Source organism: Rahnella sp. 1L-D-7-B-C2 (assembly GCF_057290995.1).
Window position 1 is genome coordinate 109774 of the sequence record NZ_JBXAVQ010000001.1, and the last position, 16252, is coordinate 126025.

The 16252-nt window shown below is 52.3% G+C and carries 15 protein-coding genes; 5 read left to right on the top strand and 10 right to left on the bottom strand.

Annotated elements, in window-relative coordinates; all coding sequences use genetic code 11:
• Positions 1-20: 20 nt before the first annotated feature.
• A complete protein-coding gene (locus tag AC0Z7K_RS00500; RefSeq protein ID WP_485612280.1) occupies positions 21-764 on the top strand; it encodes a DeoR family transcriptional regulator in 744 nt (247 codons plus the stop codon).
• Between the two features lie 24 nt (positions 765-788).
• On the opposite strand, the gene araD is transcribed toward AC0Z7K_RS00500, so the two are convergent.
• Positions 789-1484 (bottom strand): L-ribulose-5-phosphate 4-epimerase, encoded by a 696-nt coding sequence (araD, locus tag AC0Z7K_RS00505; RefSeq protein ID WP_485612281.1) that lies wholly within the window; start codon positions 1482-1484, stop codon positions 789-791.
• A 403-nt stretch (positions 1485-1887) separates the two neighbouring features.
• Between araD and osmB the strand changes: the two genes are divergently transcribed.
• A complete protein-coding gene (gene osmB, locus AC0Z7K_RS00510; RefSeq protein WP_056780657.1) occupies positions 1888-2106 on the top strand; it encodes an osmotically-inducible lipoprotein OsmB in 219 nt (72 codons plus the stop codon).
• 62 nt (positions 2107-2168) lie between these two features.
• Here the strand turns inward: osmB and yciH are convergent, their stop codons facing one another.
• Together yciH and pyrF are read right to left on the bottom strand one after the other, a co-directional pair.
• Positions 2169-2498, bottom strand: a complete 330-nt coding sequence (gene yciH / locus AC0Z7K_RS00515) for a stress response translation initiation inhibitor YciH (protein WP_485612283.1) — start codon at positions 2496-2498, stop codon at positions 2169-2171.
• A 12-nt stretch (positions 2499-2510) separates the two neighbouring features.
• Positions 2511-3239, bottom strand: coding sequence for an orotidine-5'-phosphate decarboxylase (gene pyrF / locus AC0Z7K_RS00520; protein ID WP_485612285.1), 729 nt, complete (start codon positions 3237-3239; stop codon positions 2511-2513).
• A 191-nt stretch (positions 3240-3430) separates the two neighbouring features.
• Between pyrF and AC0Z7K_RS00525 the strand changes: the two genes are divergently transcribed.
• Entirely contained in the window at positions 3431-3718 is a 288-nt protein-coding gene (locus tag AC0Z7K_RS00525; RefSeq protein WP_413528661.1) for a hypothetical protein, read from the top strand.
• Between the two features lie 43 nt (positions 3719-3761).
• Here the strand turns inward: AC0Z7K_RS00525 and lapB are convergent, their stop codons facing one another.
• From lapB to pgpB, 3 genes are all read right to left on the bottom strand, one after another.
• Positions 3762-4931, bottom strand: a complete 1170-nt coding sequence (gene lapB, locus AC0Z7K_RS00530) for a lipopolysaccharide assembly protein LapB (RefSeq protein ID WP_413528660.1) — start codon at positions 4929-4931, stop codon at positions 3762-3764.
• 6 nt (positions 4932-4937) lie between these two features.
• Positions 4938-5249: a LapA family protein gene (locus AC0Z7K_RS00535; protein ID WP_056781019.1), complete on the bottom strand. Its 312-nt coding sequence runs from the start codon at positions 5247-5249 to the stop codon at positions 4938-4940.
• 267 nt (positions 5250-5516) lie between these two features.
• Positions 5517-6272 (bottom strand): phosphatidylglycerophosphatase B, encoded by a 756-nt coding sequence (gene pgpB / locus AC0Z7K_RS00540; RefSeq protein ID WP_485612287.1) that lies wholly within the window; start codon positions 6270-6272, stop codon positions 5517-5519.
• A gap of 299 nt (positions 6273-6571) precedes the next feature.
• On the opposite strand from pgpB, the gene ribA reads away from it, so the two are divergent.
• Positions 6572-7177 carry a GTP cyclohydrolase II gene (gene ribA, locus AC0Z7K_RS00545; protein ID WP_056780679.1) on the top strand — a complete coding sequence of 202 codons (606 nt, stop codon included), beginning with the start codon at positions 6572-6574 and terminating at the stop codon, positions 7175-7177.
• Positions 7178-7265: 88 nt separating this feature from the next.
• Here ribA and acnA read toward each other — a convergent pair whose 3' ends face one another.
• The 3 genes from acnA to topA all read right to left on the bottom strand — a co-directional run bounded on the left by acnA (position 7266) and on the right by topA (position 14060).
• On the bottom strand, positions 7266-9941 hold the full coding sequence (gene acnA / locus AC0Z7K_RS00550) for an aconitate hydratase AcnA (protein WP_485612289.1): 2676 nt from the start codon (positions 9939-9941) through the stop codon (positions 7266-7268).
• Positions 9942-10135: 194 nt separating this feature from the next.
• On the bottom strand, positions 10136-11110 hold the full coding sequence (gene cysB / locus AC0Z7K_RS00555; RefSeq protein ID WP_056780687.1) for an HTH-type transcriptional regulator CysB: 975 nt from the start codon (positions 11108-11110) through the stop codon (positions 10136-10138).
• A 352-nt stretch (positions 11111-11462) separates the two neighbouring features.
• Positions 11463-14060 (bottom strand): type I DNA topoisomerase, encoded by a 2598-nt coding sequence (topA, locus tag AC0Z7K_RS00560; protein ID WP_485612290.1) that lies wholly within the window; start codon positions 14058-14060, stop codon positions 11463-11465.
• 461 nt (positions 14061-14521) lie between these two features.
• On the opposite strand from topA, the gene AC0Z7K_RS00565 reads away from it, so the two are divergent.
• Complete coding sequence (locus AC0Z7K_RS00565) at positions 14522-14773, top strand: YciN family protein (RefSeq protein WP_485612292.1); 252 nt, start codon at positions 14522-14524, stop codon at positions 14771-14773.
• A 93-nt stretch (positions 14774-14866) separates the two neighbouring features.
• On the opposite strand, the gene sohB is transcribed toward AC0Z7K_RS00565, so the two are convergent.
• Positions 14867-15910: a protease SohB gene (gene sohB / locus AC0Z7K_RS00570; RefSeq protein WP_485612293.1), complete on the bottom strand. Its 1044-nt coding sequence runs from the start codon at positions 15908-15910 to the stop codon at positions 14867-14869.
• Positions 15911-16252: the final 342 nt, after the last annotated feature.

Genomic DNA, 16252 nt, shown 5'->3' on the forward strand with positions numbered 1-16252 from the left:
GCCCGTATTTTCGGGCGATTATGAACGACAGACAGCAACTTATCCTCCAATGGGTAAACGATAAACATCGGATCAGCGTCAGTGAGCTGTCGGAAATTTGTCAGGTATCGGAAGTGACGATCCGTCACGATCTCACTCAGCTGGAACAGCGTCATTATCTGCGCCGTGCGCACGGTTTTGCCGTTGCCATTCAGACCGACGATGTGGATACGCGCATGATGACGAACTTCGCGCAGAAACAAAAACTGGCGAAATTCGCAGCCTCGCTTATCCATGACGGCGAAACAGTATTTTTCGAAAGCGGCAGCAGCATTGCCCTGCTGGCACAATATCTTTCTGATAAGAAGAACCTGACGGTGATCACCGTCAGCAGCTACGTGGCGTCATTACTGAAAAGTATGCCCTGCGATGTGGTCTTACTCGGCGGGATGTACCAGAAGACCAGCCAGACGGTGGTCGGGCCGCTGACCAAAATGTGTCTGCAACAAATGAACTTCAGCAAAGCCTTTATGGGCATCGACGGGTTTACCGGTTCTACCGGATTCACTGGCCGGGATATGCTGCGGGCAGATATCGTCAATGCGGTGGTCGCGAAAGGTGCAGAGAATATCGTGCTGACGGACTCCTCGAAATTCGGCCAAATCAACCTTAATCCGCTCGGGCCGGTGAGTGCATTCAGTCGTGTGATTACGGATGAGTTGTTAGCAGAAGTGTATCAGCGGGCGCTTTCAGACTCAGGCATTAAAGTCAGCCTGGTCGGCTGACTCTTTCTCTGTTCCTGCGGGGATTTACTGTCCGTAGTAGGCGTTCTTCCCATGCTTGCGCAGATAGTGTTTATCCAGCAACTGCGGCTGCATATCTGGCAACTGCGGCGTTAACTGACGGGAGAAAATGCCCATGTAGGCGATTTCTTCCAGCACCACGGCGTTATGAACCGCGTTATCTGCATCTTTTCCCCACGTAAACGGCCCATGAGAATGCACCAGCACCGCCGGAATATCGGCCGGTGACAGGTGACGTTCAGCAAAAGTGTTAACAATTACTTCGCCGGTTTCCCATTCGTAACGCCCGGCAATTTCTGCTTCAGTCATCAGTCGCGTACAGGGAATATTGCCGTAGAAATAATCCGCATGCGTCGTGCCCCACGCCGGAATATCAATGCCTGCCTGCGCCCAGATGGTCGCGTGGCGAGAATGCGTATGCACGATGCCGCCCGCTTCGGGGAAATTCAGATAAAGCACGCGGTGAGTATCGGTATCGGAAGACGGTTTTTTACTGCCCTCAACGACTTTGCCGGTTTCCAGCTCCACCACCACCATATCGTCCACGCCCATGTGCTCGTATTCCACACCGGATGGCTTGATAACAATCAGCCCCTGCTGGCGGTCTACAGCACTGACGTTTCCCCAGGTAAAGGTCACCAGATTATGGCGAGGCAGTGCCAGATTGGCCTCCAGTACCTGCTCTTTCAGTTGTTTTAGCATGATGGTTCCCTCGTCTGTCGATGACCTATTGTCTGGGCGACAGGAGATCGCAGGTATGGGGGAATTGGCTAAAGAGTGCGTAAAGATCTGCTGCAAACGCAAAAGTGCCCGTGCGCACAGAAGTGAGGTGTGAACGAGGCCGGTTTTTAGTCTTTTGTGCTCCGCGGGCGCAGCCTGCTGGTGAATTAAGATTATTCACCTAGTGAATGAATAGTAAATTCACTATTTTTATTCAACGGATGCAAAAGTGCGTCCGGATGATACAAATTATGAATAAAGGTTCGGAGCAGCTGAGAAATTCGTGAGTCGCGTGAAGGATCACAAGGTGAAATCCGGTGAAAACGCCGCAGGTTACCTATACTTATGAATGATGCTGAACGTTAATCCTTTGAGGAAGATAACTATGATGCTCGTAAATAAACGCGTTGCCAGTATTGCACTGGTTCTGACTTTAGCAATGTCTGTTACCGCTTGTGGTAACTGGTCCAAACGTGACCGTAACACGGCCATTGGCGCCGGTGCCGGTGCACTTGGTGGTGCGGTTCTGACTGACGGCAGTACATTGGGCACGTTAGGTGGCGCAGCAGTTGGTGGTATTGTGGGTCATCAGGTTAGTAAATAAGTATTAAAAAAACTCAACAGAAAAGACGCTGCGCTTTTGAATAGCGCAGCATCTTGTTTTCATCAGCCGCCAGCCAGTTTCACTTTCATGCCTTTCGCTTCCAGAAGTTGTTTGAGCAGATCGCGCTTGTCGCCCTGGATCTCAATCACGCCCTCTTTCACCGCACCGCCACAGCCGCATTTCTTTTTCAGCTCCGCCGCCAGCTTTTCCAGCGCCGCATCATCCAGATCCACACCGGTAATCAGACAGACGCCTTTGCCTTTACGGCCACTGGTCTGACGCTGAATGCGCACAATGCCGTCGCCTTTCGGTCGCACAACGGCGGCTTTTGGCTCATCTATTCTGCCGCTGTCCGTCGAATAGACTAAGCGAGTGTTGTTATCGTTGCTCATATCAGCCTCTTCTTAACGCAGTGAATCGCGGATTTCACGCAGGGTCTGCGCCGGATCGGCAGACTGCGTGATCGGGCGACCAATCACCATGTAATCCACACCGGCGGCCAGCGCTTCCTGCGGCGTCATCACGCGGCGCTGATCGTCAGCCTTGCTGCCTGCGGGGCGGATGCCCGGCGTCACCAGCTGGAACGCACTGCCGAGCGCGGATTTGAATCGCGTGGCTTCCTGCGCAGAACAGACAACGCCATCCAGACCGCAGTCGCGGGTCAGACGCGCCAGACGCTCGGCGTAATCTGCCGGTGACAATGTAATGCCTAGATCGGCCAGATCGCTGCCTTCCATACTGGTCAGCACGGTGACGGCGATCAGCAGCGGAGCATCTTTACCGAAGGGCACCAGCGCCTCTTTCGCCGCCGTCATCATGCGCGCGCCACCGCTGGCGTGCACGTTCACCATCCACACGCCGAGGTCGGCAGCGGCCGCTACAGCGCGCGCCGTGGTGTTAGGAATATCGTGGAATTTCAGATCCAGAAAGACGTCGAAGCCGCGCGACTGCAAATCTTTGACCATCTGCGGACCGAAGTGGGTAAACATCTCTTTGCCAATTTTCAGACGGCAATCACGCGGATCGATTTTATCGGCGAATGCCAGCGCGGAGGATTTATCAGCGTAATCAAGTGCGACAACAATAGGTGATGAATTTAAGTCGTTGTTGTTAATGTTATTTTCTGACTTCATGTCTTCAGCCTCTTGTTAATTTTCAAATCAGGAAGGAAAAGCATAATTTCTGCCGCCCGCATTTTACATGGCAAGACGCCGAATTCACAGCTACACCTAATGTGACAGTTTTATTAAATTTTTGTTATGCACTAGACGATGTCACAAGGCTGGCTTAGCTTGTTACTTTTACACGAAGGAAAGGCAGAAAAATGAGTGAAATAACGACCCTGACCGTAAAAATTTCGGTGGAACTGAAAGAGCTGATCAAAAATGCTGCCGCCGAAGCCGAGCATTCATTAAGCGCAGAAGTCGCTGAACGCCTGGAAGCGAGTTTTAATCCGGCCGCCCACAAAGGAAAAAAGGCCGCCAGGGCGACCGAACACGATATTGACAATCAACATCTGGCGGAAGAGTCAGAACCCGCTCTGACCGCCAAAGAAATCAAGAAGCTGCGTACGCTGATTAACGCGCGTAAAGCGAGCAGCAAGAAGAAATAATTAAAGCCCTTTCCCCCGGTAGGTAAAAATACAGGGGGAAATATTACTGCCCATCCAATCCTCTGATAGGTTTGATCGTCGCCCAGCCTCGACAGGACGGGCAATGCCAGTACAGCGAATGCGCGGTGAAGCCGCATTTGTGGCACCGGTAACGCGGTTTGGTACGGATCTGTTCGCCGACCATATCCCGCAGCAGCCCCAGACTTTCTTTCGCACGCCCCTCTTCTGCATCAGCCAGATGGTAATCCATCAGGTGATGGAACACGCGCATGGTCGGATGGCGTTGAAGCTGACGGTTAATATAGTTCTGCGCGACTTCACGGCCTTCTTCCTGATGGATAATCTCCGCCAGCATCAGCTCAGCGGTTGCACCGGTATTTTCATCCACGCAGCGTTTGAGAAACTCCGCCCAGGCCAGCGTATCTTTCAGATTGAGATAGCACTCCTGCAACATTGGCAGCGCTTCGCTGACAATCTCTTTATCCTGCTCCAGCACCCGCTGTAACGCATCGGCGGCTTTACGGTATTCGCCCTGCGCCATCAGAATGCGACCCTGCATGATAGAAACGCGGGCACAGAGTTTGTCTGCCGCGGCGGCTTTCTTCAGCAATCCTGTCGCTTTATCGAAATCATCCGATACCATCGCCTGCAAAGCCAGTTCGCACCAGAAATGGGCGATTTCTTTGCGACGGTTCTCTTTTCCCAGTTTGACCAGACGTTCGGCCACGTCGATGGCATTCTGCCAGTCGCTGGTTGCCTGATGAATGATCAACAACTGTTCCAGGGCGAAAAGCTGGAAATCCTGCTCTTTCACCAGCTGGTTAAACATGTCTTCGGCGCGGTCATAAAAACCGGCGGTCATATAATCGCGTCCCAGCTGCTGTACGGCCAGCAGGCGTTGTTCGAAGGTCAGCGAGGCGCTTTCCATCAATGACTGATGGATACGGATCGCGCGATCGACCTCGCCACGGGAGCGGAACAGGTTACCAAGCGTCAGGTGCGCTTCGACCGTACTGCTGTCCTCTTTCAACATTTCGAGGAACAGGTCGACCGCTTTGTCCTGCTGATTGGAAAGCAGGAAGTTAACCCCCGCCACGTATTCACGCGACAGGCGGTTAGCATTTTCCTGTTTGTCCTGCTGAGAACTTCTGCGCCCCATGTACCAGCCATAGGCGGCCGCAACGGGCAACAACAGAAACAGCAGCTCTAACATAAAGGGTTATTCCTTGCTGACATCATAAGATGCTGCAGGCGGCGTCACGACAGCCACGGGCTCGATTTGCAGTTCCAGACGTTTGATTTTTCGCTGAGCGCGGCCAAGAGACAGGCGTACGCGAAGATAGAACAAACCGCAGATGACCCAGCCCAGAATGAAACCGGTCGCAAACAGCACGGCAAGCAGCGTTGAGACGCGATAGTCACCCTGCGCCAGCAAATAGTTGAAGGTCACAGTCTGATCGTTATGGGCGCCTAACGTGATTGAAATCACCACGATGACCAGTAAAAATAAAAAAATCAGCAGATATTTCACATTCATTCCTGTAATGCCGGGTATACCGGATGAATTATGCCAAAAACTCTCGTCCCGACCTAATAAGTTAGCATTTCTGCACAAAGCTGGGAAACATTGCCGAGGGTTAAAAGAGTAACTGTCTGAAGATCGCGCAACTTTTGCGATCGGCGACGTGAACCGGTGAAAACGACATGTAAGAGATATGGGGACGTTGCGCGTAAAATCAAAGGGGAACCGAAAAATTCCCCTTTGATTCGCGGAAGTATCAGAAATCGGATGAGGCGATTATTCGCGTTCAGCGATTTCTTTATTTTCTTCCGGCGGCGGCGTTAACGGCCCGATGTAACGCTCTGTCAGCCAGCAGGCAAGCGTCACCAGGATCCAGCTGATCCCAACTGAGGCTATCAGGTCACGCGGCCAGTGCATCCCCAACATCAGACGGCTGCCCATCACGACTATCGACCAGACCATCAGCGCAGTCACGGTCTTGTAGTGTTTACGACGCCACAGCAGCCCGATGCCCAGCAATGCCCAGCTTGCAGCAAACATCGTATGTCCCGAAGGGAACGCGTATCCGGTATCGTTCTGCCAGCTTTTATTCAGCCAGTGAGGGATCTGAACATTCTCACCGAGAATTTCTTTGACCTGCTTGCCACGCGCTTTGCTCTTCATCGCATAGAACTCCTGGACATTCATCTGATGATCGCTACCGAGCCACGCCACATAGGGCCGTGGCTCACGCACTTCCCCTTTGATGTAATCCTTAGCGAATTGTCCGATGAGCAGCGCCGCAGAGATGATCATTACCAGCCCAATCGCGGCTTTGATACGAAAACGCAGACACCATAAAAACCAGGCGCACAGGATAACCGTGGTGATAATCCCCCAGGGCTGGCTGACTGTTTCGGTCACCCAGTAAAGCGGGCGTAAAATCGCCGGATTGCCGCCGGGCGTCCATAACCAGCCACTTACCCACACCGCGGCAGGCATGATAAGCAGAAGAAGTGCCCCGAGGGTGGTGCGTTTGGCGATATCAAACATAGTCGTCCTTTCTGTTTTTTGTAAAATGCATATAAAGCAATGGAGTGTAACAATGTTGTAATTCCTTAACATTCCTTAAATCAGGGTTGTTGAGGTTACTGTTATAGTTCATAACTTATGAAGTAATCGTTCAAATATTCCCGCTAATATGTGAGCCAAACTGTGGCAAAATGGTGCCATGTTGTGATGGAAAGGCACCGATTCCCTATCCAGAGACCGCATCCGCACGTAGGATGCGCATCAATAAGTAAAATACTCACCGTAAATGAAGACTATTTGTGTTTTTTTTGGAGCGTAAAATGCAGCTGAAACGGGTGGCAGAAGCCAATCTGCCAACACCTTGGGGCGATTTCCTGATGGTGGGTTTTGAAGAATTGGCCACCGGGCACGACCACCTGGCGTTAGTTTTTGGCGATATCAGCGGTGAAACGCCTGTTCTGGCACGTGTTCACTCAGAATGCCTGACCGGCGATGCCCTCTTCAGCCTGCGCTGCGACTGCGGTTTCCAGCTCGAAGCAGCACTTAATGACATCGCTGAGGAAGGTCGCGGCATTCTGATGTATCACCGTCAGGAAGGCCGCAACATCGGTTTGCTGAATAAGATCCGCGCGTACGCCTTGCAGGATAAAGGCTATGACACCGTCGAAGCGAATCATCAGCTCGGTTTCGCCGCCGATGAACGCGACTTCACGCTTTGTGCCGACATGTTCAAACTGCTCGGCGTCGATTCCGTTCGCCTGCTGACCAATAATCCCAAAAAAGTCGAAATTCTGACTGAAGCCGGGATCAACATCGTCGAACGCGTCCCGCTGGTGGTTGGCCGTAATCCGGAAAACGAACGTTATCTTTCGACCAAGGCCGCCAAAATGGGTCACCTGCTCGATAACGATCTGCGCCACAAGTAATTCTGCTGCCGGGTATTCTGACCGGTAAATATTAAGGGCACCTTATGAAGGTGCCCTTTTTTATGGCTAAAACGGATTAATTAGACGATCACAACATTTTGCGGATGACGTAATGCAAAATGCCGCCGTTCTGGAAGTAGGTCAGCTCGTTGCCGGTGTCGATACGGCAGCGCGCGTTAACCGTTTCTGCATGGCCGTCGGCGAACACAATTTGCACCGGTACGTCCTGCCCCGGTTTCAGCGTTTGCAGCCCGCTGACACTAATCAGCTCGTCGCCGGTCAGTTTCAGCGTTTTACGGGTGACGCCCTGCGGGAATTCCAGTGGCAAAATCCCCATACCGATCAGGTTCGAACGGTGGATACGTTCGAACGACTCGGCAATCACCACGCGAACGCCCAGCAGACGTGGGCCCTTCGCCGCCCAGTCACGGCTGGAGCCGGAACCGTACTCTTTCCCGGCGATCACCGCCGTCGGCACGCTTTCATGCTGATAGCGCATCGCAGCGTCGTATATCGCCAGCTGATCCTGCGACGGGATGTGACGCGTATAACCGCCCTCCACGCCCGGCACCATTTCGTTGCGGATACGGATGTTGGCGAAGGTTCCGCGCATCATCACTTCATGGTTACCACGTCGCGACCCGTAGGAGTTGAAGGCTTTCGGTTCCACACCGTGATTTTTCAGGTACAGCCCTGCCGGACTTTCAATTTTGATGTTACCGGCCGGTGAGATGTGGTCGGTGGTCACCGAGTCCGCCAGAATCGCCAGAATGCGGGCGTCTTTGATGTCTTCCACCGCATCCGGTTCTGCCTTCATGTCACTGAAGAAAGGCGGATGGCGGATGTAGGTGGAATCTTCCTGCCAGGTGTATGTCGGCGTGCCGTCGACCTGAATCGCCTGCCAGCTGGCATCACCGTTAAACACTTCGGCATACTCTTTATGGAACATCTCGGTAGTCACTTGCCCGACCGCATTGGCAATTTCTGCCGCCGTCGGCCAGATATCTTTCAGATATACCGGTTTGCCATCAGGATCTTCACCCAGCGGATCGGTGGTCAGATTGATGTTCATATTCCCGGCCAGCGCGTAAGCCACCACCAGCGGCGGCGAGGCCAGCCAGTTGGTTTTGATCAGAGGATGGATGCGCCCTTCAAAGTTACGGTTGCCCGACAGCACCGCACCGACGGTTAAATCACCGGATTTTATCGCCGATTCAATAGGTTCCGGCAACGGTCCTGAGTTTCCGATACAGGTCGTACAACCGTAACCAACCAGATTGAAACGCAGTTTTTCCAGATATGGCATCAGCCCGGCAGCATTCAGATAATCGGTCACCACTTTCGAACCCGGTGCCAGTGACGTTTTCACCCAGGGTTTGCTGGTCAGCCCTTTCTCAGCGGCATTCTTCGCCAGCAGCCCGGCGGCCATCAGCACGCTGGGGTTGGACGTGTTAGTACAAGACGTAATGGCGGCAATGACCACTGCACCGGTTTCCAGCGCGTAATGCTGACCGTCGAGGGTAAAGCTCTCTTTGTCCGTATGGCCAGGCTTGTTATTGCCAAGCTCCAGCTCCGTCGCGGCTTTGAACGCTTTCGGCACATCCGGCAGCGCCACCCTGTCCTGCGGGCGTTTCGGCCCGGCAAGGCTTGGCACGACATCGCCCATGTCCAGCGCCAGCGTACTGGTGAAGACCGGTTCGTCACCGGCGTTACGCCACAGGCCCTGCACTTGCGAATAGGCTTTTACCAGTTCAATCTGGTCGTCGCTGCGGCCACTGAGTTTCATGTAGCTCAGCGTCACGTCGTCCACCGGGAAGAAGCCGCAGGTCGCGCCAAATTCCGGTGACATATTGGCGATAGTCGCGCGATCTGCCAGCGGAAGATCCGCCAGACCGTCGCCGTAAAATTCGACGAACTTTCCGACCACGCCGTGTTTACGCAGCATCTGGGTGACGGTTAACACCAGATCGGTGGCGGTGATGCCTTCGCGCAGTTTGCCGGTCAGGCGGAACCCGACTACGTCCGGGATCAGCATCGACACTGGCTGACCGAGCATCGCCGCTTCGGCTTCGATACCGCCGCAGCCCCAGCCCAGAATGCCCAGGCCGTTAATCATGGTGGTGTGGGAATCGGTACCGACCAGCGTATCGGGGTACGCCACAGTTTTTCCGTTCTGCTCTTCATGCCAGACGGTCTGACCGAGATATTCAAGATTGACCTGATGACAAATACCGGTGCCCGGCGGCACAACGCGGAAACGGTTAAAGGCTTTCTGACCCCAGCGCAGGAACTGATAGCGCTCGTTGTTACGCTCCATTTCCAGACGGACGTTTTCATCAAACGCATCTTCATCGCCGAACTCATCAACGGTCACCGAGTGGTCGATCACCAGATCGACAGGCGACAGCGGGTTCACCTGCTCGACATTGCCGCCGAGACGTTTGACCGCCTGACGCATCGCTGCGAGATCCACCACGGCGGGTACCCCGGTGAAATCCTGCATCAACACGCGCGCCGGACGATAGGCAATTTCGCGATCGGCATGGCCGGTTTTTTGCCAGTCAACCAGCTCATGCAAATCGCTTTCAGTGACAGTGTCACCGTCTACGTGACGTAGCAGGTTTTCGAGTAAGACTTTAAGGGATTTTGGCAGACGCTGAATATCACCCAGCGTGTTGGCGGCAAGAGGCAGACTGTAGTAGTGAAACTCCTTACCCTGGACTGCCAGCTTATCCAGACTTCTGTTACGAATATCGGACGACATAGCTTCTCCTTATGCTTCACAGCACCAGCTGGGCAAAAAACCAATAACCCGCTGGCTTATAAGTGCATATATAAAGATAACACATATTTTTATTAACATTTTCATAACAGCTCAAACGGATCATCGGGCAAAAAAAATCCCGCGGCATCAGGCGATGTCACGGGACTTTTCAGTATCTGAAACTGACCGGAAATTTATTTGGTCGGCAGTTTAATATCTTTGAACATCTCTTCAATATCTTCGTTCGAACGCAGCGCAATCGCGGTATCCACCACGTCACGTGTCAGGTGCGGTGCGAAACGCTGAATGAAATCGTACATGTAGCTGCGCAGGAATGTGCTGCGGCGAAAACCGATTTTGGTGGTGCTGTAGGTAAAGATATCGCGCGCATCCACGGTCACCAGATCTGGATCCTGAACCGGATCAACCGCCATGCTGGCAATAACGCCCACACCCAGACCGAGGCGGACATAGGTTTTGATCACGTCGGCGTCGGTGGCGGTGAAGACAATTTTTGGCGTCAGACCGGCACGGTTAAACGCAGTATCCAGCTCGGACCGGCCGGTGAAACCGAAGGTGTAAGTGACAATCGGGTATGCAGCCAGCTCTTCGATGGTGACTTTCTCTTTGCCCGCCAGCGGATGATCCGGCTGAACCACCACGGCGCGGTTCCAGTGGTAACAAGGCAGCATAATCAGATCGTCGTAAAGATGCAGCGCTTCGGTGGCGATCGCGAAATCGGCATTACCCTTCGACACGGCTTCGGCGATTTGGGTCGGCGAGCCCTGATGCATATGCAGCGAAACGCGCGGGTAACGCTCAATAAAGCCTTTAATCACGTTCGGTAAGGCGTAACGTGCCTGAGTGTGCGTTGTCGCCACGTACAGCGATCCCTTGTCCGGGTAGGTATGCTCACCGGCCACGGCCTTAATGGCATCCACTTTTGACAGCACTTCACGGGCAATACGAATGATTTCCTGCCCGGCCGGTGTCACCTGTGTCAGATGTTTGCCGCTGCGGGAGAAAATCTGGATCCCCAGCTCATCTTCCAGCATTCGGACTTGTTTACTGATCCCTGGCTGCGACGTGTACAGGCCCTCTGCCGTCGAACTGACGTTCAGATTGTGATTAACAACCTCTACGATGTAGCGCAGTTGCTGCAATTTCATATCTCATACCACCCTGGTTTCAAACCCTGTCACCATCCCTGTTCGCACGCTGGCTGAACAGACTGGAAATGATTTTTATTGAATGCCGAAGTCTGTGAACGCGCCGTGTTATGCCGCAGACGCATTAGCTTATTACTATTGTGAATAAAAATAAATTTTATATAACAATTATATCAAGAATTAACACATTGTATAGCCAGATAACATAAGGATTACAGCAGGAAGCGTTGCCCTGTGAACAAATACGCCAGGAACCTGCCGATGATAGATCTTAATGCAATAAAAAAACCAGCCCGGAGGACTGGTTTTTTACAATCAAATAACAAAATGATTTCGGATAAGTGACGAGACTTTATTTCTTGCCTTCAACCCATTTGCCGTCAACAAAGAAGGCGGTCCAGCCGGTGGCTTTACCGTCTTTTTCGGAGGAAACGTACTGCTGCTTGGTTTTGCGGCTGAAACGTACCATCGATTTATTGCCTTCCGGGTCAGCGACTGGCGCATCAGCCAGATAGCTCAGTTTTTCCGGCAGACGATCTTTGAAACGCTTCAGTTCTTCCACCAGCGGCGCACGGGTTTCGCGCGATTTAGGGAATGTATTGGCCGCCAGGAACACACCGGCAGCGCCATCACGCAGAACAAAGTAAGCGTCTGATTTCTCACACGGCAGCTCAGGCAGCGGAACCGGATCTTCTTTCGGCGGTGCAACGTCACCGTTACGCAGAATTTTACGGGTATTTTTGCACTCGTCGTTGGTACAGCCCATATACTTACCGAAACGTCCCATTTTCAGGTGCATTTCAGAACCACACTTCTCACACTCAACAATCGGGCCGTCGTAGCCTTTAATGCGGAACTCGCCCTGCTCGATTTCGTAGCCGTCACATTCCGGGTTATTACCGCAGACATGCAACTTGCGCTGGTTATCGATCAGGTAACTGTCCATCGCTGTGCCACATTTGCCACAGCGACGTTTGGCACGCAACGCGTTAGCCTCTGCTTCATCACCTTCCAGAACGTTGAGCACTTCGGCATCAGCGATCAGGTTAATGGTGGTCTTGCAGCGCTCTTTAGGTGGCAATGCATAGCCGGAACAGCCAAGGAAAACGCCGGTGCTGGCGGTGCGGATGCCCATCGGGCGGCCACAGGTCGGGCACTCAATGCTGGTCAGGATCATCTGGTTCGGGCGCATACCGCCTTCTTCCGGATCCTTCTCTGCGGTTTCCAGCTGTTTGCTGAATTCGGTGAAGAATTCGTCCAGCACGGCTTTCCACTCAGCTTTGTTATTGGCAACCTGATCCAGACCGTCTTCCATGCGCGCGGTGAAGTCATAGTTCATCAGTTCGCGGAAGTTTTGCTCCAGGCGATCTGTAACGATTTCACCCATTTTCTCGGCGTAGAAACGACGGTTCTCAACGTGAACATAACCGCGATCCTGAATGGTCGAAATGATCGACGCATAAGTGGACGGACGGCCAATACCACGTTTTTCCAGCTCTTTGACCAGTGACGCTTCGCTAAATCGCGCAGGCGGTTTGGTGAAATGCTGTGTCGGCAACAGTTGTTGCAGTTCGAGGTCGGTGCCGACTTCGATAGCAGGCAGAATGCGATCTTCGTCGCCTTTGCGCAGCGCTGGCATGACTTTCGTCCAACCATCGAAACGCAGAGTACGGCCTTTGGCGCGCAGCGAGTAATCGCCCGCTTTCACCGTCAGAGTGGAAGAATCGTACTGCGCCGGTGTCATCTGACAGGCCACAAACTGACGCCAGATCAGCTGGTACAAACGCTGGGCATCGGCTTCCATATCTTTCAGTTGCTCAGACACGACAGCCACATCAGAAGGACGAATCGCTTCGTGCGCTTCCTGTGAATTTTCTTTGTTGCTGTATTGCAGCGGCGCTTTCGGCAGGTATTTTTCACCGAAATTTTCACCGATGTAGCCGCGCACCATTTCCACAGCGTCCTGACTCAGGTTAGTGGAGTCGGTACGCATGTAGGTGATGTGACCGGCTTCGTACAACCGCTGCGCCATCATCATGGTTTTCTTCACGCCGAAGCTCAGACGCGTGCTGGCCGCCTGTTGCAACGTGGAGGTAATAAAAGGCGCGCCCGGCTTGCTGCTGGTCGGTTTGTCTTCGCGATCCACCACCGTGTAACGCGCTTTTTCAAGCAGTGACACCGCAGCGTGGGTTTGTTCTTTATTAACCGGTTTGAACGGTTTATCGAGGTGATGCGTAACTTCCATTTGCAGGGCGGTATCAATCTTTGCCAGCAAATCTGCATGCAGCTCCCAGTACTCTTCCGGCACGAATGCTTTGATTTCTTTTTCGCGCTCAACAACCAGACGCACCGCCACGGACTGAACACGACCGGCGGACAGACCGCGGGCAATTTTCTTCCACAACAGCGGAGAGACCATGTAACCCACCACGCGGTCCATAAAGCGACGCGCCTGCTGAGCATTCACACGATCAATATTCAGCTCGCCCGGTTCTTTAAAGGCGTTCTGGATAGCGTTCTTGGTAATTTCGTTAAACACGACGCGGCTGAAACGTTTGTCATCACCGCCAATCACTTCCCGCAAATGCCAGGCAATCGCCTCTCCTTCGCGGTCAAGGTCGGTTGCGAGATAGATGTGGTCAGCTTTTTCCGCTAACGCTTTTAACTCGGCAACCACTTTTTCTTTGCCCGGAAGTATTTCGTATTGCGCTTCCCAGCCATGGTAAGGATCGACGCCCATGCGATTAACCAGCGCGGTTTTCTCATCCTTTTTTACTTTTTTCTTTGGCTTTTCTTCGGTTGAGACGACGGTTTTTTTTGCGGCGGACCCACTGGTCGGTAAATCACGGATATGACCGACGCTGGACTTAACCACGTAGTCATTTCCTAAATATTTATTAATCGTTTTGGCTTTTGCCGGGGACTCAACTATTACGAGAGCTTTGCCCATAATTACCTTTACCTGAATGATTCTTCATCAGCTGAAGAAGTTTTTGTCTAGTTATGCCGCGGCACAATATCATGTCTTTTTTTATATTGCGGCAGTGAGTCAGAACGTCAACTTATTTCTTTCAAATGACGAGCGAACTGACTTCCAGAGGTTCAAAACACTGATTCTGCAAGGGATTAACCAGACAGGGTTCGGCGGAATGTGCCTGTTTTTACGTCAAATAATGACCAAGCGTAAACAAAACATTCCACCTGAAGCCACAAAATCCCACACTCTACCTGATAAAAATCGCCACGCAACCTAATTAACACTGAATCCCCCATTTCGACAAAGGGCTCAACGTTTTCACGCGCTTGTTCAAAATACGACCGCTTACTTAAACCATTAACCCCAGCGGATTTGCGGTTTTATCACTGGCAGGATTACAATATCGTCAGAAATTATAGTGGGGAGTAAATATCATGCACGAAAATACATCGGCAATTAGTCGCAAAGCTTTACTGATCGAAGCGAATAAGGTTATCCGTGAGCATGAGGATTACATGCAAGGGATGATCGCCACAGAGGTTGAACAGAAAGGGAATGTGCTGGTTTTCCGTGGGGAATTCTTCATGGATGACGACGGTTTACCGACCCGAAAAACGACGGCCGTATTTAATATGTTTAAACATCTGGCACATCTGTTTTCAGAAAAATACCATCTCGAAAATTGAGATAAATACATCGCTACAACTATTTCGTATTACGGATAAATTAGCAGCATCAAAAAAGGGACTTTCGTCCCTTTTTCTTTCTTCCTTTACCGGTTACAACAACGGCTTCTGGCTGCGCTGCAACCAGCGCAGGAACAGGCGGTCGGCACTTTCTGCCGCGCTGCCGGTGAACCTGTCCATCATGCGTTTGCGACGCGCATAACGCACCGCAATCACCTCATGATTTTTCATTTCGGCGATGAGCAAATCATCGCTGGTGCCGACAGCGTCGATCAGACCATTTTCACGCGCCTGCGTCCCGAACCAGTGTTCGCCGGTGGCCACCGCGTCGATATCCAGAGACGGACGGTTCTGATGCACGAACGCTTTAAACAGCACATGCGTTTCGTTCAGATCTTCACGGAATTTTTCACGGCCTTCATCGGTGTTTTCACCAAGCAAGGTGAGCGTGCGTTTAAATTCGCCCGCCGTGTGCAATTCAATGTCGATATCGTTCTTTTTCAGCAACCGGTTAAAGTTTGGGATCTGCGCTACGACACCGATGGAGCCGATGATAGCAAACGGTGCCGCGACGATACGGTCAGCCACGCAGGCCATCATATACCCCCCGCTGGCGGCCACTTTATCCACCGCCACCGTCAGGCGAATACCGCTCTGACGAAGGCGAACCAGCTGCGATGCCGCCAGGCCATATCCATGCACCACACCGCCCGGACTTTCCAGACGCAACAGCACTTCGTCTTCCGGCGTGGCAACGGCCATTACCGCAGAAATTTCTTCTCGCAGCGACGTCACTTCATGGGCATCCATACTGCCTTTAAAATCGAGCACATACAGGCATGGCTTGCTTTTGCTTGCACCTGTTTTGGCCTGCATTTTCTTCTGTTTGGCTTCAGCTTTGTCCTTTTTCTTTAACTCTTTGCTGCGCAGTTTCTGCTCCGCCGGGTTGAGCCGCGCTGTGCGCATTTCACGCTGCATCTCACGATATTGCTCGCCAAGATCAATCAGCTGTAATTCGCCTTTGCTGTGAGCTTTACGCTGACGAAGCCCAATCACTAACACCACCAGTGCGCCGATGGCGATCACCACGGTAACGACTTTGGCTAGAAACAGCCCATAAAGAGAAAGTAAATCCACAAAAACCTGCCTATTCACTGTGGTAAGAAAGAGGTGAACATTCTAGACAATCCCCGCATCCGCGTCTTGTGTGAATATGTCATTGTCAGTCAGAGGTAAATACGGGTGCGCATCTGTTCCAATTTTGTTACAAAAGAGCTGCCTGTTTTTGGGTTAATTATTGAAACTCATGTTCATTTCAGGCATATAACCGGTGATCACACCAGAAACACCCCACATTTGCGCCGAAATGCCGGGCGATGGTTGAGCGCAACACCTCCCATTTCCGGCGTTTTGTTTTATCGAACCCGTGATGTGACGACGGCCATTTGCCGCCGCATCCCGATCCGTTTACGAGGACTG